Source organism: Hydrogenophaga sp. 2FB (assembly GCF_005503365.1).
GTDB lineage: Bacteria > Pseudomonadota > Gammaproteobacteria > Burkholderiales > Burkholderiaceae_C > Hydrogenophaga.
Window position 1 is genome coordinate 72,743 of sequence record NZ_SCML01000025.1, and the last position, 20,503, is coordinate 93,245.

General features: G+C 66.8%; 23 protein-coding genes. 4 read left to right on the top strand and 19 right to left on the bottom strand.

The genetic code is table 11. The features are described from left to right. Nucleotides 1-4: 4 nt before the first annotated feature. The gene (locus FFS09_RS16090; protein ID WP_137919910.1) at nucleotides 5-1,660 is read left to right on the top strand and encodes an AMP-binding protein; all 1,656 of its coding nucleotides are present in this window, start codon (nucleotides 5-7) and stop codon (nucleotides 1,658-1,660) included. A 36-nt stretch (nucleotides 1,661-1,696) separates the two neighbouring features. Further along, a complete protein-coding gene (locus FFS09_RS16095) occupies nucleotides 1,697-2,683 on the top strand; it encodes a Bug family tripartite tricarboxylate transporter substrate binding protein (protein WP_137919911.1) in 987 nt (328 codons plus the stop codon). Nucleotides 2,684-2,707: 24 nt separating this feature from the next. On the opposite strand, the gene FFS09_RS16100 is transcribed toward FFS09_RS16095, so the two are convergent. The 14 genes from FFS09_RS16100 to fliF all read right to left on the bottom strand — a co-directional run bounded on the left by FFS09_RS16100 (nucleotide 2,708) and on the right by fliF (nucleotide 15,414). Next, nucleotides 2,708-4,270 carry a methyl-accepting chemotaxis protein gene (locus FFS09_RS16100; RefSeq protein WP_252374391.1) on the bottom strand — a complete coding sequence of 521 codons (1,563 nt, stop codon included), beginning with the start codon at nucleotides 4,268-4,270 and terminating at the stop codon, nucleotides 2,708-2,710. A 115-nt stretch (nucleotides 4,271-4,385) separates the two neighbouring features. Continuing rightward, the gene (fliR, locus tag FFS09_RS16105; RefSeq protein WP_137919912.1) at nucleotides 4,386-5,153 is read right to left on the bottom strand and encodes a flagellar biosynthetic protein FliR; all 768 of its coding nucleotides are present in this window, start codon (nucleotides 5,151-5,153) and stop codon (nucleotides 4,386-4,388) included. 8 nt (nucleotides 5,154-5,161) lie between these two features. Further along, nucleotides 5,162-5,431: a flagellar biosynthesis protein FliQ gene (gene fliQ, locus FFS09_RS16110; RefSeq protein ID WP_137919913.1), complete on the bottom strand. Its 270-nt coding sequence runs from the start codon at nucleotides 5,429-5,431 to the stop codon at nucleotides 5,162-5,164. Between the two features lie 10 nt (nucleotides 5,432-5,441). Beyond that, nucleotides 5,442-6,212, bottom strand: coding sequence for a flagellar type III secretion system pore protein FliP (gene fliP / locus FFS09_RS16115; RefSeq protein ID WP_137919914.1), 771 nt, complete (start codon nucleotides 6,210-6,212; stop codon nucleotides 5,442-5,444). Then, the gene (locus tag FFS09_RS16120) at nucleotides 6,205-6,558 is read right to left on the bottom strand and encodes a FliO/MopB family protein (RefSeq protein ID WP_137919915.1); all 354 of its coding nucleotides are present in this window, start codon (nucleotides 6,556-6,558) and stop codon (nucleotides 6,205-6,207) included. Before FFS09_RS16120 ends, fliP begins: the two co-directional genes overlap by 8 nt. A 68-nt stretch (nucleotides 6,559-6,626) precedes the next feature. Then, a complete protein-coding gene (gene fliN / locus FFS09_RS16125; RefSeq protein WP_137919916.1) occupies nucleotides 6,627-7,049 on the bottom strand; it encodes a flagellar motor switch protein FliN in 423 nt (140 codons plus the stop codon). Next, nucleotides 7,039-8,043: a flagellar motor switch protein FliM gene (gene fliM / locus FFS09_RS16130; protein ID WP_137919917.1), complete on the bottom strand. Its 1,005-nt coding sequence runs from the start codon at nucleotides 8,041-8,043 to the stop codon at nucleotides 7,039-7,041. The genes fliN and fliM overlap by 11 nt, the downstream gene beginning before the upstream one ends. 19 nt (nucleotides 8,044-8,062) lie before the next feature. Further along, nucleotides 8,063-8,638, bottom strand: coding sequence for a flagellar basal body-associated FliL family protein (locus FFS09_RS16135; protein WP_137919918.1), 576 nt, complete (start codon nucleotides 8,636-8,638; stop codon nucleotides 8,063-8,065). A gap of 138 nt (nucleotides 8,639-8,776) precedes the next feature. Then, the gene (locus tag FFS09_RS16140) at nucleotides 8,777-10,042 is read right to left on the bottom strand and encodes a flagellar hook-length control protein FliK (protein ID WP_137919919.1); all 1,266 of its coding nucleotides are present in this window, start codon (nucleotides 10,040-10,042) and stop codon (nucleotides 8,777-8,779) included. Between the two features lie 15 nt (nucleotides 10,043-10,057). Continuing rightward, nucleotides 10,058-10,522, bottom strand: a complete 465-nt coding sequence (gene fliJ / locus FFS09_RS16145) for a flagellar export protein FliJ (RefSeq protein WP_137919920.1) — start codon at nucleotides 10,520-10,522, stop codon at nucleotides 10,058-10,060. Next, nucleotides 10,519-11,988, bottom strand: coding sequence for a flagellar protein export ATPase FliI (gene fliI, locus FFS09_RS16150; protein ID WP_137919921.1), 1,470 nt, complete (start codon nucleotides 11,986-11,988; stop codon nucleotides 10,519-10,521). Before fliI ends, fliJ begins: the two co-directional genes overlap by 4 nt. Continuing rightward, nucleotides 11,981-12,685 carry a FliH/SctL family protein gene (locus tag FFS09_RS16155; RefSeq protein WP_137919922.1) on the bottom strand — a complete coding sequence of 235 codons (705 nt, stop codon included), beginning with the start codon at nucleotides 12,683-12,685 and terminating at the stop codon, nucleotides 11,981-11,983. The genes fliI and FFS09_RS16155 overlap by 8 nt, the downstream gene beginning before the upstream one ends. A gap of 11 nt (nucleotides 12,686-12,696) precedes the next feature. Further along, nucleotides 12,697-13,695 carry a flagellar motor switch protein FliG gene (gene fliG, locus FFS09_RS16160; protein ID WP_137919923.1) on the bottom strand — a complete coding sequence of 333 codons (999 nt, stop codon included), beginning with the start codon at nucleotides 13,693-13,695 and terminating at the stop codon, nucleotides 12,697-12,699. 21 nt (nucleotides 13,696-13,716) lie between these two features. Further along, nucleotides 13,717-15,414, bottom strand: coding sequence for a flagellar basal-body MS-ring/collar protein FliF (gene fliF, locus FFS09_RS16165; RefSeq protein ID WP_137919924.1), 1,698 nt, complete (start codon nucleotides 15,412-15,414; stop codon nucleotides 13,717-13,719). Between the two features lie 180 nt (nucleotides 15,415-15,594). Between fliF and fliE the strand changes: the two genes are divergently transcribed. Next, nucleotides 15,595-15,909: a flagellar hook-basal body complex protein FliE gene (gene fliE, locus FFS09_RS16170; RefSeq protein ID WP_137919925.1), complete on the top strand. Its 315-nt coding sequence runs from the start codon at nucleotides 15,595-15,597 to the stop codon at nucleotides 15,907-15,909. A gap of 152 nt (nucleotides 15,910-16,061) precedes the next feature. Beyond that, nucleotides 16,062-16,730: a hypothetical protein gene (locus FFS09_RS16175; protein WP_137919926.1), complete on the top strand. Its 669-nt coding sequence runs from the start codon at nucleotides 16,062-16,064 to the stop codon at nucleotides 16,728-16,730. Between the two features lie 36 nt (nucleotides 16,731-16,766). On the opposite strand, the gene FFS09_RS16180 is transcribed toward FFS09_RS16175, so the two are convergent. The 5 genes from FFS09_RS16180 to FFS09_RS16200 all read right to left on the bottom strand — a co-directional run. Beyond that, nucleotides 16,767-17,069: a flagellar protein FliT gene (locus FFS09_RS16180; RefSeq protein ID WP_137919927.1), complete on the bottom strand. Its 303-nt coding sequence runs from the start codon at nucleotides 17,067-17,069 to the stop codon at nucleotides 16,767-16,769. 1 nt (nucleotide 17,070) lies between these two features. Beyond that, the gene (gene fliS, locus FFS09_RS16185; RefSeq protein WP_137919928.1) at nucleotides 17,071-17,484 is read right to left on the bottom strand and encodes a flagellar export chaperone FliS; all 414 of its coding nucleotides are present in this window, start codon (nucleotides 17,482-17,484) and stop codon (nucleotides 17,071-17,073) included. Nucleotides 17,485-17,704: 220 nt separating this feature from the next. Then, nucleotides 17,705-18,880, bottom strand: coding sequence for a flagellin (locus tag FFS09_RS16190; protein ID WP_137919929.1), 1,176 nt, complete (start codon nucleotides 18,878-18,880; stop codon nucleotides 17,705-17,707). A gap of 216 nt (nucleotides 18,881-19,096) precedes the next feature. Then, nucleotides 19,097-20,254, bottom strand: a complete 1,158-nt coding sequence (locus FFS09_RS16195; protein WP_137919930.1) for a flagellin — start codon at nucleotides 20,252-20,254, stop codon at nucleotides 19,097-19,099. 139 nt (nucleotides 20,255-20,393) lie between these two features. Then, the coding region (locus FFS09_RS16200) for a transposase (RefSeq protein ID WP_137919931.1) at nucleotides 20,394-20,503 on the bottom strand (110 nt) is incomplete at its 5' end.

Below are 20,503 nucleotides of genomic sequence, written 5' to 3' on the forward strand. Positions count from 1 at the left end.
ACGTATGCCGACTGACACGCGTCTGACCCACTCCCACTGGCCGGGCAATTTCGACCAGCCCCTGGTCGACATCACCATCGGCGACCTGTTGCGGCAACTGGCGCGCGACGTGCCCGACCGCATCGGGTTCGTGGAAGCGCCCCTGCCGCCGCAGTCCACCCGGCGCTGGACCTATGCCGAACTGCTCGTCGCCGCCGAACGCGCCGCGCGCGCGCTGCTGTGCCACTTCCACCAGGGCGAGAAGGTCGCGGTGTGGGCGCCGAACTGTGCCGAATGGGTGCTGTTGCAACACGGCGCGGCCATGGCTGGCCTCGTGCTGGTCACGGTGAACCCGGCCTACCTGGGAGAAGAGGTGCACCACGTGCTGTCCACCTCGGGCGCCGTGGGCCTGTTCCATGCGCGCGAGCACCGGGGCGTGGCCATGGCGCAAGTGGTGCAGGAACTGCGCGGCCGCCTGCCGGCGATGCGCGAATGCTTCGACCTCGCGCGCTGGGACGCTTTCACCGCGCAAGGCCAGCCGGGCATGTCGTTGCCCCATGTATCGCCCACCGACGTGGCGCAGATCCAGTTCACCTCTGGCACCACCGGCAAGCCCAAGGGCGCGCGGCTGCACCACCGGGGCCTCGTCAACGCATCGCGCTTCGCGGCGCAGCGCGCGACCTTTCCCGAGGGCGGCGTGTGGGCCACGGCGATGCCGCTGTTCCATGTGGGCGGTAGCGCGGGCAGCCACCTCGGCGCGCTCACGTCGCAGGGTACCTTCGTGCTGCAACCGCAGTTCGACGCAGGTGACATGTTGCGCATCGTGGAGACCGAACGCGTCAACCACATCCACGGCGTGCCGACCATGGTCATGCGCATGCTTGACCACCCCGACCGCGCGAGCTGCAACCTGAGCAGCCTGCGCACGCTGATGAGTGGGGGCTCGCTGGTGCCCGACTGGCTGGTGCGCCGCGCACAGGACGAACTGGGCAGCCGCTTCACCATCACCTACGGCCAGACCGAGGCCAACGGCGTGATCTGCCAGACCTCGCCCGACGACTCGCTGGAACGCCAGACCACCAGCATTGGCCGACCCGCGCTGCGTGCCGAACTCAAGATCGCGGACCCGGTCACCGGTGCCATCCGGCCGCTGCACGAACCGGGCGAAATTTGGGTGCGCGGCTACCAGGTCATGCACGGCTACTTCTCGCTGCCGCCGGGTGCCGAAGACGCCGTGACCGCCGACGGCTGGCTGCGCACCGGCGATGTGGCCGTGATGGACGACGCGGGCTATCTGAGCATCACCGGCCGCCTGAAGGATTGCATCATCCGCGGTGGCGAGAACATCTACCCGATGGAAATCGAAGACGTGCTGCGGCAACATGCCGCGGTGGAGGACGTGCAGATCGTCGGGGAGCCCGACGCCCAGTGGGGCGAGGTGGTCGCGGCCGTGGTCCATCTCCACCCCGAGGTCGAACGCCCCACCGCGCTGGACCTGTACGACCACTGCCGCGCGCGGCTTGCAGCCTACAAGTTGCCCGTGCGCTGGTACTGCGTGGATGTGTTCCCGACGACGAGCTCGGGAAAGATCCAGAAATACGCACTGCGCGAGCAGATTCAACAGGGTGTGCTCACACCCGAGCCGTTCGAGAAACCGTCTCGCAAGCCGGTGCAGGCTTGAACGACACCCACACACACAAGACAGGAGACATCCACCATGAGCCACCAGACCTTCCGACACTGGGCCGCCGCGGCCCTGGCGCTCGCGTTGAGCACGTCGGTCATCGCGCAGACCGACAAATTTCCCAACGACCGCGTCATGGTCGTCGTGCCCTATTCACCCGGCAACGGCCTCGATCTGCTGGGCCGTGAGTTCGCCGACGAACTGCAGACCCAGGTGGGCGTGCCTTTCGTGATCGAGAACCGCGAAGGCGCGGCCGGTGTGATCGGCACGCAGTACGCGGCGCGCGCCAAGGCCGATGGCCACACCTTGCTGTTCACGGCCAATCCACCGTTCGCCACCTCGCCGTTCTCGCTCGACAAGCCACCCTACGACCCACTGACCTCATTCATCCCGGTGGCGCGTGTGGGTTCGGTCCCGCTGGCGTTGGTGACCGCGCCCCAGTGGCCGATTCAGAACGTCGAGCAGCTCAAGGACTACGTCAAGAAAAACCCGGGCAAGGCCAACTATGCGTCAGCGGGCGTGGGCTCGCCGGGTCAGATCTATGGCGAGAAGCTGAACCAGGCCATGGGCACCCAGTTGCAGGACGTGCGCTACCGCGCCACCGGGCAGGCGCTGGTGGACGTGATGGCCGGCAACGTGCTGGTCAGCATCGTGTCGGTGACGGCGGCGGAGTCCCATGTGAAGGCCGGGAAGTTGCGCATGCTGGCGGTGGGTTCGAAGAAGCGCCTGGCCGGCTTCCCCGATGTGCCGACATTGGCCGAGGCAACGGGCCAGAAGGATTTCGAAGCGGGCGTCTGGTACGGCTTCTTCGCGCCCGCGGGCACGCCCAAGGACCGCGTGAGCGCGCTCTATACCCAGGTGGCGAAGGTCGCGGCCTCGCAGCGCCTGCAAGCGTTCATGGCGCGTGTGAGCATGGTGCCCGAGTTGCTGGACCCAGCGGCCTTCGCCACGCAACTGGCGGCCGATGTGAATTCGTCCCGGCGCCTTGTGGAAGAGGCCAAACTCAAGCCCGAACGCTGAAGACGGCGCGGGCCCGTGCGCCGATCAACCCGCCAGCGACATCCCCAGGCGCGGTTCGCGGTGGACCTTGAACACCGAAACCGCCTGCACCATCTGCACCGCCTGCTGCTTCAGGCTGTCGGCGGCCGCCGCGCTTTCTTCCACCAGCGCGGCGTTCTGCTGCGTGACCTTGTCCATCTGGCTGATGGCTTCACCCACCTGGCCCACGCCGGCGCTCTGTTCGCTGGTGGCGCTGCTGATCTCGCTCACCAGGTCCGACACGCGGCGGATCGCGCTGACCACGCCCTGCATGGTCGCGCCGGCCTGGTCGGCCAGCACCGTGCCGCTGGCCACGCGCTCGACGCTGGCGTCGATCAAACCCTTGATCTGCTTGGCCGCCTCGGCGCTGCGCTGCGCGAGTGAGCGCACCTCGCTGGCCACGACCGCGAAGCCGCGTCCCTGCTCGCCCGCGCGCGCCGCTTCCACCGCAGCATTCAGCGCCAGGATGTTGGTCTGGAACGCGATGCCGTCGATCACGCCGATGATGTCGGCGATGCGGCGCGAGCTGTCGTTGATGCCCCGCATGGTCTCGACCACCTTGCCCACCACGTCACCGCCCTCGGCCGCCACCTGAGACGCGTTGCGCGCCAGCTCGTTGGCCTTGCCCGCGTGGTCGGCGGTCTGGCGCACGGTGGTGCCGAGTTCTTCCATCGACGCGGCCGTTTCCTCCAGCGCCGAGGCCTGTTGCTCGGTGCGGGTGGAGAGGTCGGTGTTGCCTTGTGCAATCTGCGCGCTGGCTTCGGAGACGAGCGCGGCGTTGTCCTGCACGTGGCCCACGGTCTGGCCGATGCGTTGCTGCATGGTGCGCATGGCCTCCAGCAACTGGCGCGTGTCGTCGTTGCCCACCAGGTGGATCGGCATGGTCAGGTCGCCCTGGGCCAGGTGACCGGCCGCTGACACGGCCTGGTCCATGGGAATCGCCATGAGGCGGGCTACCCACAACGCGCCGAGCACCAGGGCGACGATGGCCGCGAGCACGGCGAGCGCGAGGATCCAGAGCGATTGCTTCACGCTGGCCGCCGCCGCTTCGGAGATGGCCGCGCCATCTTCTTCGATCATGCCGGAGAGTTTTTCCAGCGCGTCTTCGAGCTCGGCAAACGCCTTGTTCAACGCGGGCGCCTGGGCTTCGGCCTGGGCCACATCCCGGGCCGCGCCGCCGACCACCGCCTGCGCGGAGGCCTTGTACTGCTGCACCGCTGGCAGCGCCGCGTCCAGCGCCGTCCGCGCCTCGGCGTCGATGCCGGATTCCGCGATCTTCTTCAGCGCCGCGTCGAGTGTGGTGATGTGGTCGCCCAGGTCGGCGCGCGCGGCCGCGACGGTGGCGGCATCGCCCTTCATCACGCCCAGCAAGGCGCGCTGCGCATCGCCGCGCAGGGCGTCGTGCATCATGTCCGCGCTCAGTGCCGCCTGCAGCGCCTGGCTGGAGAGCGCCGAGGCCTCCACCTTGGTCGCCATGGACGAGACGGCCAGCAGGCCGATGCCGCCCGCGGCGGACACCAGCGCGGCGCCGGCCAGGCCGAGACACAGAATCTGGGTGCGAAGTTTCATGAGGCGTCCTGTTCAGAGGGTGAGACCGCACCGGTGTGTGCGGCTGTTGCCCTCTGTTGTCGACGCGCGACGGGAATTTTTGAGGCCGGTCGGACAGCTGGTGCGTGCCAGCGCGTCAACCGCCCGTGAAGATGTTGGTGGCCAGCTTCATGAGCGCGGCCACCGGCGCGTCCAGCATGGGCAGCGTGAACGCAATGCCCACCAGGCCGGCCGAGAGCGTGAGCGGAAAGCCGATGGCGAAAGCGTTCATCTGCGGCGCGATGCGCGAGATGAAGCCCAGCACGATGTTGATGAAGATCAGCATGCCGATCATGGGCAGGGAGATCCATAGGCCGTAGCGGAACACCACCGCGCCCAGCTCGTGCAGCTGCATGCGGTTGATCGACTCGAAGGCGCTCGCGCCCACGGGAAAGGTGTTGAAGCTGGCGATGACGGCCTGCAGCAGCATGAGGTGGCCGCCCATCACCACGAACAGCAGCATGGTGGTGTTGCCGAAGAAGCGGCCCACGGTGCTCGACTGCGCGTTGGTGGAAGGGTCGAAGAAACCCGCGAAGTTCAAGCCCATTTGCAAGCCGATGAGTTCCCCCGCGAGTTCGACCGACGCGAACACGATGCGCACCGCCAGCCCGATGGCCACGCCCACGATGACCTGTTGCATCACCGCGGCGAAAGCGCCCGGGTCGGTAAGGGCCACCATGGGCTGCTCTGGCAGGCCGGCCTGTGCGCACAGCGCCACCAGCATCGCCAGGCCCACGCGCGTGCGCATCGGCACCGAGCGCGAGGAGAAGATGGGCGCGCTGGAAAACACCGCCAGGATGCGCAGGAACGGCCAGAACACCGGCATGACCAGCGCCATGATCTGGGCTTCGGTGAAGGTCGGCATCGGCCCGTTCAGATCGCGTAGTTCGGGATCGAGAGGATCGTGCTGCGGATGAACTCGACCATCGTGGTCATCATCCAGGGGCCCGCAATGGCGAACACCGCGATGGCCGCGATCAGCTTGGGCACGAAGGCCAGCGTGGCTTCGTTGATCTGCGTGATGGCCTGGAACAGGCTCACCAGCAGGCCCACGGCCAGCACCGTGGCCAGCACCGGCGCGGCGACCATGAGCAGCATGAACAGCGCGTTCTGCGCCATCGTGAGGGCGGCTTGGGGATCCATGTGGGCGTTCCTAAGTGGCGAACGATGCGGCCAGCGAACCGATCAGCAGATTCCAGCCATCGGCCAGCACAAACAGCATGAGTTTGAACGGCAGGGCGACCAGCACGGGCGACAGCATCATCATGCCCAGAGACATCAGCACGCTGGCGACCACCATGTCGATCACCAGGAACGGAATGAAGATCATGAAGCCGATCTGGAACGCGGTCTTGAGTTCGCTGGTCACGAAGGCCGGCACCAGAACGCGAAACGGCGCGGTCTGCGCGGTCACGTCGGCGGGCAGCTTGGCCAGCTTGGCGAAGAGTTCGAAGTCGGACTGGCGCGTCTGCTTGAGCATGAACTCGCGCATCGGCGCCTGGCCGCGTTCGAGTGCCTGGTCGAAGGTGATGGCGTTGCGGGAATAGGGCTCGTACGCATCGGCGTACACGCGGTCCAGCGTCGGGCCCATCACGAACAGCGTGAGGAACAGCGACAGGCCGACGATCACCTGGTTGGGTGGCGCCGACTGCGTGCCCAGGGCCTGGCGCAGCAGCGAGAGCACGATCACGATGCGGGTGAAGCCCGTCATGAGCAGCAGCACGGCCGGCAGGAAGGACAGCGCGGTGAAGAACAGCAGGGTCTGGATCGGCACCGAATACGAGGTGCCGCCCGCGCCCTGGCCGATCATGATCGGCAGCGAAGGTCCCGATGCGGCGGGTGCGCCTTGCGCCCACGCGCCGCTGGCGCACACGAGCAGGAAAGTGGCCAACAGCACGCGGCGCGGAAGAGCCGTTTCACGCATGGGGATTTTTCTGAGGTTGGGTGAGTTGAGCCAGACGCGCGGCGAAACCGGAAGCGGGCGTGACGATGGGCGTGTTCGGCAGATCCGCCGGCATGGGCATCTGGTGCAGCGTGTTCACGCTGCCGGGCGAGACGCCGAGCACCAGGCACACGCGGTCGTCGCCCTGGCCGATCTGCATCGTCACCACGCGCTGTTGCGGGCCCAGCGAGAGCGAAGACAGCAACTGCATCGGCGGGCCGTTGTGGCCCGCCGCACCGGGCAGGCGGCGGCGCGCCCACTTCAAGGCAAAGGCAATGCCCACCAGGATGGCGAGCAGCACCAGAACGGGAATCGAGTTTTGCAGCATGTGGGTCGGTCCTTGAACGAAGAAGAGGGGGCCAGTGTAGAGAGGCCCGCTCTCGATTCCTCCAGGCCTTAAGTCCGGCTCACCCGGCGCATGCGTTCGGACGGCGTGACGATGTCGGTCAGGCGGATGCCGAACTTGTCGTTCACCACCACCACCTCGCCCTGTGCGATCAGGTAGCCGTTGATGAGCACGTCCATCGGCTCGCCGGCCAGGGCGTCAAGCTCGACGATGGAGCCCTGCGCGAGCTGCAGGATGTACTTGATCGGCACGCGCGTGCGGCCCAGTTCCACCGACAGCTGGACCGGAATGTCCAGCACCATCTGGATGTCCTGCATCGGGCCGGCGCCGGGGGTGGCGGGCGCGGTGTTGTCCTCGAACTCGGGCGCGCTGTTGGCGACCGTTTCGGTGGTGGAGGCCTGTTCTTCCAGGGCCTGGGCCCATTCGTCGGCAACAGCGGCGTCGTTCATGTTGTTGGTGGTCTCAGTTGACATAGGAATCTCCCAACCAGTGCGATTCGGTACCGCGCAGATTGCGCTCGACGCGCAGCGCGTATTTGCCTTTGTGGGTGCCGTACTGGCACTCGAAGACGGGCACACCGTCCACATGGGCGGTGATCGAAGGGGAGCGATCGAGTTCGATGAAATCACCGATCTGCATCGCCAGCAGTTGCTCCACCGTGGCCTCGGTCTGGGCCAATTCGGCGACCATGGTCACTTCGGCGGCCTGGATCTCGTGGCTCAGCAGCTTGACCCAGCGGCGGTCGACCTCGATGGCGTCGCCCTGCACGCTGGAATACAGCACGTCGCGGATCGGCTCCAGCGTGGCGTAGGGCATGCAGATGTGCAGCGAACCCGAGATGTCGCCGATCTCCAGCGTGAAGCTGGTCGAGACCACGATCTCGCTGGGCGTGGCGATGGTGGCGAACTGGGGCTGCATCTCCGAACGCTGGTACGCCAGCTCGATCGGGTACACGCCGCGCCAGGCTTTCTTGTATTCCTCGGCCACCACCTCCACCAGGCGGTTGATCACGCGCTGCTCGGTGGGTGAAAAGTCGCGGCCTTCGATGCGGGTGTGGAACTTGCCGTTGCCGCCGTACAGGCTGTCGATCACGCCGAACAACAGCGTGGGTTCGCACACCACCAGGCCGTTGCCGCGCAAGGGGCGGATCGCCATGATGTTGAAGTTGGTCGGCACCACCAGTTCGCGCAGGAAGGCGCTGTACTTCTGCACCTGCACCGCGCCGACGGAGATTTCCGGGCTTCGGCGGATGAAATTGAACAGGCCCAGCCGCAGGTTGCGCGAAAACCGTTCGTTGACGATTTCCATGGTGGGCATGCGCCCGCGCACGATGCGCTCCTGGCTCGAGAGGTTGTAGTCCCGCACCGCGCCGGTGGGGGTTTCCTCTTTCGCCAGTTTCTGGCTTTCGCCAGTGACACCCTCGAGCAGGGCGTCGATTTCTTCCTGGGACAGAAACGAGTCGGCCATCGCGTGTTGCCCGGTTCGGTTACTGAATGATGAAGCTGGAGAACAGCACGGCCTGCACCGGGTTCGGCGCCGAGCGGGACTTTCTCGGCGCAGCGCCATCGGCGCTTTTCGCCGCCGGCGGGGCATAGCCCATTTCCCGGGAGATGGTCGCGATGATGTCGTTGGCCAGTTTTTCCTTGCCGCTGGCCGCCAGCAGCTCGTCGGCCGTGCGCTGCGAGATCAGCACCAGCACCTGGCTGCGCAGGCTGGGCAGGTAGGACTTCACGGCGGTTTCGGTGACGGCATCCTGCAGTTGCAGCGTGAGGCCGAGCTGGATGAAGCGGTTGCCCCCCGGATCGGCCAGGTTGATCACCATGTTTTCCAGCGGCAGGAAGGTCGGCGCGGTCTTGGGACCCTTGGCTTGTGCCACGGGCCCATGTCCATCGTCGTCCTCGAAATCGTCGTCGGCGGTGTTTTTCTTCAGGATGAACAGCGCGGCGGCCGCACCCACGATCGCGAGCGCGACCACGCCCAGCACGATGAACAGCAGCTTCTTGCTCTTCTTTTTGGGCGCTTCGGGGACGGCGGCGGTGGCAGTGGCGGCGGCAGCGGACATGGTCTTCCTTCAAGGGTTCACACGGGCCATGCCGTGTGGGATTGAAAGAATTATTGGCCGCGGGCCCTGCGGGCGTTTGCCGGAAAAGGGCATGAAAAGCCGCTTATTACGGCGCTCTGCGGCTGTCCCGTGGGCCGCTCAGGCGAACACGTCAAGCGGGCGGCTGCCGTCGGTGCGGGGTTGGGCGAGAGGGCGTGGCGCCTGCGCCGCCGAGGCGGTGCGGCCCAGGGCTTCGGTGCTCGGACCGGTTGGCCGGGGCTGGCGCGAGGTGTCGCTCTGCGCCTGGCCCTGTGAACCCACCGACACGCTGCCGAGCTGGATGCCGCCGCGCTGCATGAGATCGGCCAGCGATTCGCCGGCGCTTTCGCGCAGGTGCGCGCGGGCTTCGGCGTTGTCCGTTTGAAAAGCGACCTGGACTTCCTGGCCCTTGACCTGCAGCTGGATGTCGATCGCGTCGGCACCACCTTCACCGCCCACGCGCAGGCTGGCGTGGCGCAGGTGCTGCGTGCCCCAGTGGCTCACGGTCGGGCCTTCGGCTTCGCGGCCGGCTTCGGCAGGGTTTTGGGGCTGACCGTCGTGGGTCTGTGCGTCGGCGGCGTGTTCACCGTTGCCGCTGCCCGCGTCGTTGGCGGCGCCCGTGCCGACCAGACCCGCGGTGCTGGTGTCGGTGGTGGAGGCGGGGCCCGAGATCGGGCCGCTGCCCGTGCCTCGGGAGGTCGTGAACTCGCTGGGCGACGGGGCCGCAGCATTGAGTTCGGGCGGCACGCCCGCGAGGCCGAAACGCTTGTTCAAGGCCACGGTGCTGCGCACCTGCGCCAGTTGCGTGGCGTTTTGCTGCTGCAGCGCCTCCGTGCCGGGGTTGCCCCGTTGCCAGACCATCGCGGGTGTGCCGCTGCTGGATGCCTGGCCGTCGGTGGCGCGCGCGCTGGTGGCGGCGGTGGCGGCCGATGCATGGGGATTGAAGGGGCTGAACGCCGGGCGCGAGGCCGCGGCGGCGCGGGCCTGTGCCGCGGCGTTCGGCGTCGCGGGCTCGTCGACCCGGGTCATGCCTTCGATGTCGACGCCTTGCGCGCGCGGTGTGTCCGCGTCGGCGGTGGCCGGGCCCTTTGCCGCCGTGCGCGCGCTGGCGTCGGTGTCTGTCGCGCTCTGTGCGGGCACCATCCAGGCCATCATGGCGGCCAGCGGGTCGAGCGCCGTGGGGTCGACGTCGGTCTTGGTGGTGTCCTGCGGTTCGTCCGTCGCGGCGGTGGCGTGGGTGTCGCTCACCAGGGCCAGCAACGCAGAAAACAGGTCCGACGTGGTGGTGGGCTTGTCGGCGTCGGCGCGCCCGTTGGCCTGGTTCGGTTTGTGCGCGTTCTCGACCGGTTTGGGGGCCGTGCTGCTGGCGTGGGTGGTGCTTGTCATGGGTCTGCTCTCGGGTCAGTTGCGTGCCTGTGCCTGGGCCAGGCTCTGGCGCAAGTGGATGGACAGGGCCATCTCGTCGGTCTGCTTCTGTTCCTGGCGCTGGGCCTTGTGGTCGATGGCCTGTTGCTTGCGGTCGGTGAATTTGCGCAGGCCGGCGAGGTCGCGCTCGGCGGCGTGCACCTGCGCCTGCGCGCGTTCGATCAGGCCGTTGCGTTCGTTGAGAACGCCGCGCTGGAACTCCAGCGCGTGGTGGATCTTGTGCATGAACTCGCGGTGGTGCATGAGCAGCGCGGTGTCCACACCCACGGCGCTGCGCGCGGCCCAGCGCGCCTGGGCTTCCTGCGCATAGGACTGCAACTGGTCCATCTGGTCTTGCGCCACCTTCAACTCGCGCTGCATTCTGGCCAACGCGCCCAAGGCTTCGTCGCGGCGCTTCTCCGCGAGATCAACAACTTTGTGCAGCGTCTGAATCTGGGTCATGCGTCATACGGGTTGTGGTTGGGCCGGGTCTGGCGCTGGGGGGCCGCCTTTTCTTTTTCTTCCTGCAGCGCGTCCTTCATCTGCTTCAGGCTCTCGGGCAGCGTGGCGGCTTCGTGCATGTCCTGCATCAGGAAGCGTTGCAGTGCGGGGTAGAGCACGATGGCGCGGTCGGTTTCCGGGTCGCTGCCGGCCACGTAGGCGCCGAGCTGGATGAGGTCGCGGCTCTTCTGGTAGCGCGAGTACAGGCCGCGGAACTTGCGCGCCAGATCCAGGTGCACCGCGCCGGCGACGTTGTGCATCACGCGCGAGGCCGAGGCCTCGACGTCGATGGCGGGGAAATGGCCCGACTCGGCGAGGGCGCGCGAGAGCACGATGTGGCCGTCCAGAATGGCGCGCGCCGCGTCGGCGATCGGGTCCTGCTGGTCGTCGCCTTCGGAGAGCACGGTGTAGAAGGCGGTGATCGAGCCCACGCCGTTGAGGCCGTTGCCGCTGCGCTCCACCAGCTGCGGCAGCTTGGCGAAACACGAGGGCGGGTAACCCTTGGTGGCCGGGGGCTCGCCGATGGCCAGCGCGATTTCGCGCTGCGCCATGGCGTAGCGGGTGAGCGAATCCATGAGCAGCAGCACGTCCAGCCCGTCGTCGCGAAAGCGCTCGGCGATCGCGGTGGCGTAGGCCGCGCCCTGCATGCGCACCAGTGGTGGCGCGTCGGCCGGGGCGGCGACCACGACCGAGCGCTGGCGGCCTTCGGCGCCCAGGATGTCTTCGATGAATTCCTTGACCTCGCGGCCGCGCTCGCCGATCAGCCCGACCACGATCACGTCGGCCTTGGTGTAGCGCGCCATCATGCCCAGCAGCACGCTCTTGCCCACGCCGGAGCCGGCGAACAGGCCGATGCGCTGACCGCGTCCCACGGTGAGCAGCGCGTTGATCGCGCGCACGCCCGTGTCCAGCGGCGTGCGCACCGGGTCGCGGTCCATCGCGTTGAGCGGCGCGCGGTCCATGGGTTCGATGTCGACGTTCTCGATCGGCCCCATCTTGTCGAGCGGGTTGCCGTGCGAATCGACCACGCGGCCCAGCAGCCCCCGGCCCAGCGGCAGGCGCAGCGTGCCCCGGTCGTCGGGCGAGGGTGGTTTGTTGGCCTGGCCCACGCGCGGCACGGTGCGGTAGGGTGCCAGCGGCGTGACGCTCGCGCCACTGGACAGGCCGTGCGTGTCGCCCGCGGGCATCAGGTAGGCGCGGTCGTGGGAGAAGCCCACCACCTCGGCCAGCACCGGGTCCTTGTGGCCGTTGTCGATCAGGCACTGCGAGCCCACGGGCACCTTCAGGCCCACGGCTTCCAGCACCAGGCCGGCCAGGCGGGTCAGCGTACCGCGCACTTCCAGCGGTGTCTTGACGGCGGCGCTCGCGCGCACGTCTTCCATGAAGTTGCCCCAGCGGCTTTCGGTGCCGAACGTGCTTTCAGACATCGGCGTTCTCCGGGTTCCAGGGGGTGTCCATGCCGAGGTTGCCGACGGCGCGCGCCCAGCGTTTTTCGATCGTGGCGTCCACGCCCATGGTGGGCGATTCGATCAGGCAGCCACCGGGGCTGATGGCCGCGTCGGCGATGAATTCGGCCGGGTGGTTGCCCATGTTTTCCTGCAACGCGCCTTGCATCATGGCGAGGTCGCCGGGGTTCATGCGCACGGTGGCGGGCTGGCCGTCGTCCACCAACTGGCCCAGGGCTTCGGCGATCACCGGCTTCAGGTGCTCTGTGTCGCCCTTGAGTTCCTGGCGCACCACCTGGCGCGCGAGGTCGCAGGCCAGTTCGAGGATCTGGTGCGAAATCTTGGCTTCGCTTTTCTTGAGGTGGTCGCGCGTGTTGTGCAGCAGTTGCGCCATGCGCACGGCGGTTTCTTCGGCCGTCTTGCGCACCGTGGCTTCGAGTGCGTCGCGCACTTCCTGGCCCCCGGCATCGCGACCGCGCGCGAAGCCTTCGGCATACGACTGCTGGCGCGCTTCCTGCAGCACCTCGGAGGTCACGCCTTCGCTGGCGGCGCCTTCGGGTGTGGCGGGCTTGGGTGTGTCGTCGCTGCCGTCGACCGCGGAGAAGTGCCAGGCGGCGACGCCGGCGATTTCCTCGCGCGGGATGAAGCGGGAATGGGGGTTGGGTTTATTGGAAGCCATGTGGATTCACTTCAAACAAAAGCCTCGTCTTCGCCGCCGCCCATGATCACGATCTGGCCTTCGTCCGAGAGACGGCGAACGATCTTGAGAATTTCCTTCTGCTGCGCTTCCACTTCCGACAGGCGCACCGGGCCGCGCGATTCGAGGTCTTCGCGCAGCGCCTCGGACGCGCGGCTGGACATGTTGCCCAGCACGAGTTCGCGCAGTTCGTTGGTGGCGCCCTTGAGCGCGATCACCAGCGAATCGGTGGCCACTTCCTTGAGCACCATCTGCACCGACTTGCCGTCGAGCTTGAGCAGGTCCTCGAAGGTGAACATCTTGTCCATGATCTTCTGCGCCAGGTCGGCGTCGAACTCGCGGATCGATTCGATCACCGAGGTCTCGATCTGCGTGCCCATCATGTTGATGATCTCGGCGGCGGTTTTCACGCCGCCCATGGAGGTCTTGCGGATCTTGTCGCCGCCGGCCAGCACCTTGTAGAGCACCTCGTTGAGGTCCTTGAGCGCGGTCGGCTGAATGCCTTCGAGCGTGGCGATGCGCAGCATCACCTCGTTGCGCGTGCGCTCGGTGAAGTTCTTGAGCACGCCGGCGGTCTGGTCCGATTCGAGGTGCACCAGGATCGCGGCCACGATCTGCGGGTGTTCGTTGCGCAGCAGCTCGGCGATGGACAGCGGGTCCATCCACTTCAGGCTCTCGATGCCCGACACATCGCCGCCTTGCAGGATGCGGTCGATCAGCAACGACGCCTTGTCTTCGCCCAGCGCGCGCTTGAGCACGGCGCGCACGTAGTTGTCGGTGTCGGACACCAGCAGGCTCTGCGACGAGGCGGCGTTGGTGAATTTCTGCATCACCTGGTCCACGCGCTCGTGCGAGACCGCGCGCGTCTTGGCGATGGTCTCGCCCAGCTTCTGCACTTCCTTCGGGCTGAGGTGCTTGAACACCTCGGCCGCTTCCTCTTCGCCCAGCGACATGAGAAAGATCGCTGCGTCCTGAATGCCCTGGTCTTCCATGATCTTGTTTCCTGTGCGCGGTCAGGCTGGGGATTCGCCGTTGACCCAGCCTTTGACGATGTTCGCCACGGCCATGGGGTTTTCGAGCGCCAACCGTTTGGCGTCGGCGATGCGTTGGGATTCGGGGGTCGGCTCGTTGCTGGGCATGGGCAGGCCGGGGCGCTCGGGCGCTTCGTTCAGCACCGCGCTGAGCGGTTGCACCTCGGTGTTGTCCAGGCGGCGCGGGGCCGGCGACTTCATCAGCTTGAGGCCCGGGCGCACCATGCCCATGAGCAACAGCAGGCCCAGGCCGACCACGCCGATGGGCCAGGCCAGGCTGCGCAGCGTGTCCTGGTTGGCGGGCTGCTGCCACCAGGCGGCTTCGCTGGCCTCGCTGCTCTTCTCGATGTTGAAGGCGGCGTTGACCACGTTCACCGAATCGCCACGGTCGCGGTTGAAGCCGATGGTCTCGCGCACCAGCGCGGTCATCTGCTCGAGCTGCTCCGGCGGGATGGCCGTGGTGGTTTCCTTGCCGTTCTTGTCCACCGTGGTGCGGTGGTTGATCACCACCGCCGCGCTCAGGCGCTTGACCTGGCCGCTGGATTCGCGCACCACCTTCACCGTCTTGTCGACCTCGTAGTTCACCACCGACTCGCGGCGCGAGTTGCCGGGCTTGTCGGTGCTGCCCTGCGCGGGCACGCCCACCGGGGCGGCCGCGCCGTTGATCGGCGCGGTGCCGGTGGCCGGTGGCTGGTTGCTCACCGCGCCGGGCACGCCCGAGGGCTGGGGGCGCGGGCCGCTGCCGTCTTCCACGGTTTGCTGGCTGCGCACGGTGGCCACGGCGTCGGCGCCCTGGTTCGGGCGGTGCTGTTCGCTGGTGGATTCGATCTGCGAGAAGTCGACCTCGGCGCTGACCTGCGCCTTGACGTTGTTGCGGCCCACCAGCGGCTCCAGCATGTCCATGATGCGGCGGGTGTAGAGCTGTTCGAGCTGCTGCACATACTGCAGCTTCTGCGTGTCCGCGCCCTGGGCCTGGCCATCGGGCGGGTTGGACAGCAGGGTGCCCGCGTCGTCGACGATGCTCACCGCCTTGGGGTTCATCTCGGGCACGCTGGACGCCACCAGGTGCACGATGCCGGCGACCTGCGCGCGGTCCAGCGTGCGCCCGGCGTGCAGCGTGAGCAGCACCGAGGCGCTGGGTTTCTGCTGTTCGCGGAAGAAGCCGTTCTGGTTCGGCAGCGCCAGGTGCACGCGCGCCGAGGCGACGGAGGAGAGCGACTGGATCGAGCGGGTGAGCTCGCCTTCGAGCCCGCGCTGGAAGGTCAGGCGTTCCTGGAACTGCGTCATGCCGAAGCGGTTGGCTTCCATCAGCTCGAAGCCGGTGACCGAGCCCTTGGGCAGGCCTTGCGAGGCCAGGCGCAGGCGCGTGTCGTGCACCTTGTCGGCCGGCACCAGGATGGCCTGGCCGCCCTCGGCGTGTTTGTAGGGCACGTTCATTTGCGAGAGCTGGGCCACGACGGCGCCGCCGTCCTTGTCGCCCAGGTTGGCGTAGAGCACGCGCCATTCGGGCTGGCGGCCCATGAAGAAGAACGCCAGGGCCAAGGCGACCAGGGCCAGCGCGCCCAGGCCGAGCTTGATCTTCTGCGCCTGGTCCATGCGCGCAAAACCATCACCGAAGGCACTGCGGGGTTTCGCGGTGGTCGGTGTGATGTCCAGTTCGGCGACGGCGGTGGTGCTCATGGCATGGCGTTCGGTAGAGGGTCGGGTCACAGGGACGATGCCCCTTGTGCGGTCGATTATTCGATCCCGGTGCCCACGCCATAGCCATGAAAAGGCGGGCGTTTGTGCCCTTATTCCCGGCCCGCCAGGGCAGGGCGGCCCCTAGCATCAGCGCATTCGTTTTCTTGGAAGGAGTCCGCCATGGACATGCGCATTTCCCCTCTCGCCAGCCAGGCTCTCAACGGCATCGGCCAGGCCGCCCTGAAGCGCCCGGGCGCCGCAGGCGGCGTGGAATCCGGTTTTGCCGCGAACTTCAAGACCGCGCTCAAGGAGGTCAGCGCTTCGCAGGAAGAGGCTTCGCGCCTGCAGACCCAGGTGCAACTGGGCAACCCCAAGGTGAGCCTGGAAGAAACCATGCTCGCCATGCAGAAGGCCCAGGTTGGCTTCCAGGCCACGCTGCACGTGCGCAACCGCATGGTCCAGGCGTACAGCGACATCATGAACATGAGTGTGTGACGCGCCGCAAGGAGGCGTTTGCCATCGCGTCCAGCACCACCGCGGTGTTGACCCTGTCCGCTGGGTTCCGAGGCCGCTGATCCACTACCATCGGTCGCCAGGCGGCCTCTTCGTGGCCTCCATGTTGTCAACCATGAAGGACCGGAGAGGATATGACCAGACTGCTGCGTTGCCTGTTGTTGGCCGTTGTTGCGCTCGGGGTGCTTGCCGGGTGTGCGTCCAAAAGCGTGCCCAAGGATTTTTCGCTCGACGCGGCCAAGGGATCGGGCATGGTGGTGTTTTCCGTCTCGCACGACCTCGCGGGCGGACGTGGCGCCAAAGCCATTTTCTATTTCAACGGGGGACCGACAGCCACCAACGGCCACTACGTCTTTTCCCTGCAGGACGTGATGGGCGTGCCCACGGGCAGCGACTTCGAGGATTCCTATGGCAGGCTTTATGCGCTGTCCCTGCCTGCTGACCACCACGCGGTCACCGGTTGGCAGATCACCAATGGCACCGGGCTGAGGATCACGTCAAAGGCAGAGCCGGTGCCGCTGGGTTTTGATCTGGCCCCGGGCGAGGTCAAGTACATCGGCAACCTGCACGCCGCGCTGGCGACCGGCAAGAACATCTTCCGCGTCACCATCGTCGGCAACGGCTATCCCGAGGTCAAGGACCAGCGGGAGCGCGACCTGTCGCTGTTCGAAGAGCAGTTCCCGCAATTCAAGGGAAGGGCGGTCATCGGTCTGCTCAAGCAGGGGCCCTGGGTTCCCGATACCGAGACTGTGCGCAGGCTGCAGCCGCAACCGCCCGTGGTGATGCCCGCTGGCATGAAGTAGGGCCGCTGTGCCCGCGAGGCGCGCCCCGTGGGTTGTTCAGTGCATCGGGGCCGGGCTGCCTTTGTCGATCAGCTGCGCCAGGTCGTTGAGCCAGGGCTCGGCCAGGCAACGGATCTCGGCGTCGGTGCGCAGGATGCGCTGCATGATCTTCGTCTTTTCCTTGCGCTCGTCGGGGCCGAGTTCACCCGTCTTGGCCTTGTAGCGCAGCTGCGCGATCAGCACCGCGCACGCGCTTTCCAGGCGCACCACCTCGTCCCAGTTTTCGCCCTGCGCCGCCACCAGCATCTGCCGGCTGGCGTTCTCGATCGCCTTGTAGTAGTCGAGCAAACCGTGTTCCATGTCAAGCTCCCAGTGATGCGCCCTCGGCGCGCATCTGCTTCCACGAATCGGCCAGGGGCTCGATGAGGCCGAGCACCTCGCGGATGGGGGCGGCGTCGTTGCGCAGATTCGCCAGCGTCAGGCGCTGGATGCTGTAGTCGTACAGGGCCTTCAGGTTGGCCGCGAGTTGCCCGCCTTCCTTCAGGTTCAGGCCGGCCTTGAGGCCTTCTTCCATGATGCGGATCGACTTGCCGATGGCCATGCCCTTGGCCGCCACGTCCTGGCGCTCCAGGGCGCCGCGCGCCAGGTTCAGGCTCTGGATCAAGGCCTCGAACAGCATGCTGACCAGCGTGTGCGGGTCGGCCGTTTGCACGCCGGTGTCGACGGCAACACGTTTGTAGGTGGAAGCGGCGCGGGTGTTGACAGAGGTGAACATGGCTTGGGTTCCTGCTGTGGTCTGATACCTTTCTGTATCGGCACTCGGCGGCAGGTCTGTAGGCATGAGCGGTGCCATTTGAGGGGCGAAGTCCATGCTTTACATCCTTTGACGAACCGACCGCATGGCGTGCGCTGAAGGTCTGGAAAAAGCGAAAAAAGGCGGTTGCACGGCTTTCACCGCGCAACCGCCTCGTGGGGCGATGCCTGGAAGGGATCGATCAGCGCAGCAGCGACAGCACGCCTTGAGCGCCCTGGTTGGCCTGGGCCACCATGGCGGTGCCGGCCTGCTGCAGGATCTGCGCGCGCGACAGGTTCGACGTTTCCTTGGCGAAGTCGGCGTCGACGATGCGGCCACGGGCGGCGGAGATGTTCTCGCCGGTGATCTGGATGTTGGCCACGGCGTTCTCGAAGCGGCTTTGCAGGGCGCCGAGGTCGGCGCGCGAGCTGTTGATCGAGTTGATCGCCTTGTCGATCACCTGCAGGGCCTTCTGTGCGTCGCCGAAGCTGTTCACGTTGATGCCCGACAGCGTGACGAGCGTGCCGGGAGGCGCGGTGTCGGCAGGCGCGCCGGTCGTGGCGGCGGTGAAGCCAGCACCGAAGTCGGTGGCGGCGGTCAGGTCGCGGCTGGAGAAGATCTCGTAGCCACCCGCGGTCAGTTCGCGGGCGAACACGCCGGTGTCGGAGGACTTGGCGTTGATCGCGTCCACCACCTGCGTGGTGCGTTGGGCGGCGGTGGTGGAGGCGGCGATGCCACCCAGCGCCACGTCCACGCCGGCGGCGTTCTTGATGGTCCAGCCCGCGGTGCCGGCCGGGATGGCGGCGTTGGCGGCGGTGGACGGTGCGGCGATGGTGGCCACGAAGTGTTCGGTGGCGGAGAGCTGGCCCAGGGACGTGGACTTGGCGCTGACGATGGAGTCGATGGCGATGCCTTCACCGGCGTTGGCGCCGACCTGGAAGGTGGCGTTGGCGAACGAACCGTCGAGCAGCTTGGTGCCGTTGAAGGAGGTCGTGCCCGCCACGCGGTCGATTTCCTTGCTGAGCTGCGTCACTTCGGCTTGCAGGGCCGTGCGGTCGCTGCTGTTGTTCGAGGCGTTGGCCGATTGCACGGCGAGTTCGCGCATGCGCTGCAGCATGTCGCCGACCTTGCCCAGCGCGCCTTCAGCGGTCTGCGCCAGCGAGATGCCGTCGTTGGCGTTGCGGGCGGCGACGTTGAGGCCGCGCACTTGCGCGTTCATGCGCTCGGAGATCGCCAGGCCGGCGGCGTCGTCCTTGGCGCTGTTGACGCGCAGGCCCGAGGACAGGCGCTGCATGGAGGTGGCCAACGAAGAAGAGGTGGTGCCCAGGTTGCGCTGGGCGGTCATCGACATCACGTTCGTGTTGATGGTGGTAGACATGAAAAACTCCTGTTGAGTGGTTGAGCTGAACTTGTCCGGTTGCCCGGGCCACGAACCCTCAGTGAAGTTCGTTGGACTCTATTTCGGTGGGGTTCGGGGAATCTTTAGCGTCTTGCGTCTTGCGAACGCTCATCGATCGATGAACCCAACGAAAAAGGCGGTTGCACGGCTTTCACCGCGCAACCGCCTCGTGGGGCGATGCCTGGAAGGGATCGATCAGCGCAGCAGCGAGAGCACGCCTTGAGCGCCCTGGTTGGCCTGGGCCACCATCGCGGTACCAGCCTGCTGCAGGATCTGCGCGCGCGACAGGTTCGACGTTTCCTTGGCGAAGTCGGCGTCGACGATGCGGCCACGGGCGGCGGAGATGTTCTCGCCGGTGATCTGGATGTTGGCCACGGCGTTCTCGAAGCGGCTTTGCAGGGCACCGAGGTCGGCGCGCGAGCTGTTGATCGAGTTGATCGCCTTGTCGATCACCTTCAGGGCCTTCTGTGCGTCGCCGAAGCTGCTGACGTTGATGTCGTCGAGCTGGCTGGTGGCGGCCACACCAGGGCCGGCAGGGGCGGCGCCGGTGGTGGCGGCGGTGAAGCCGGCGTTGAAGTCGGCGGCGGCGATGGCGCCTTCGGAGAACACTTCCCAACCCGTCACGGCGCCGGCGGTGTAGGTGGCGCGGGCGAACACGCCGGTGTCGGAGGACTTGGCGTTGATCGCGTCCACCACTTGCTGCGAGCGCTCGCCAGCCGACGCGGCGGCGGAGATCGGGCCCAGGGCCACGCCCTTGACCGTCAGCGCACCGGCGGCGATGGCGGCGTTGGCGCCGACCGTGGTCGTTTGCGTGCCGGCCACGGTGTTGAGCGAGGTGTCGCCCAGCGTGGCGGACTTGGCGCTGACGATGGAGTCGATGGCGATGCCTTCACCGGCGTTGGCGCCGACCTGGAAGGTGGCGTTGGCGAACGAGCCGTCGAGCAGCTTGGTGCCGTTGAAGGAGGTGGTGTTGGCCACGCGGTCGATTTCCGAGCGCAGCTGCGTCACTTCGGCCTGCAGGGCGGTGCGGTCGCTGGAGCTGTTGGAGGCGTTGGCCGACTGCACGGCGAGTTCGCGCATGCGCTGCAGCATGTCGCCGACCTTGCCCAGCGCGCCTTCAGCGGTCTGCGCCAGCGAGATGCCGTCGTTGGCGTTGCGCGAGGCCACGTTGAGGCCGCGCACTTGCGCGTTCATGCGCTCGGAGATCGCCAGGCCGGCAGCATCGTCCTTGGCGCTGTTGACGCGCAGGCCAGACGAGAGGCGCTGCATGGAGGTGGCCAACGAAGAAGACGTGGTGCCCAGGTTGCGCTGGGCCGTCATCGACATCACGTTCGTGTTGATGGTGGTAGACATGAAAAACTCCTGTTGAGAGGTTGGGTGAGATGAGCTTGTCCGGTTGCCCGGGCCACGAACCCTCAGTGAAGTTCGTTGGAATCTATTTCGGAGCCTGGCGGGAATACTTGAGTGCTTCCACTGCGCCAGAAAAAAAGGTTCATCGAGGAATACCGGGGAAGGCGGCCCGGATCTTGAGGAAGAAGTACTCCTCATCGCGGTAGCCATAGGCTCGGCGCTTGATGACCTTGATGGTGTTGTTGATGCCCT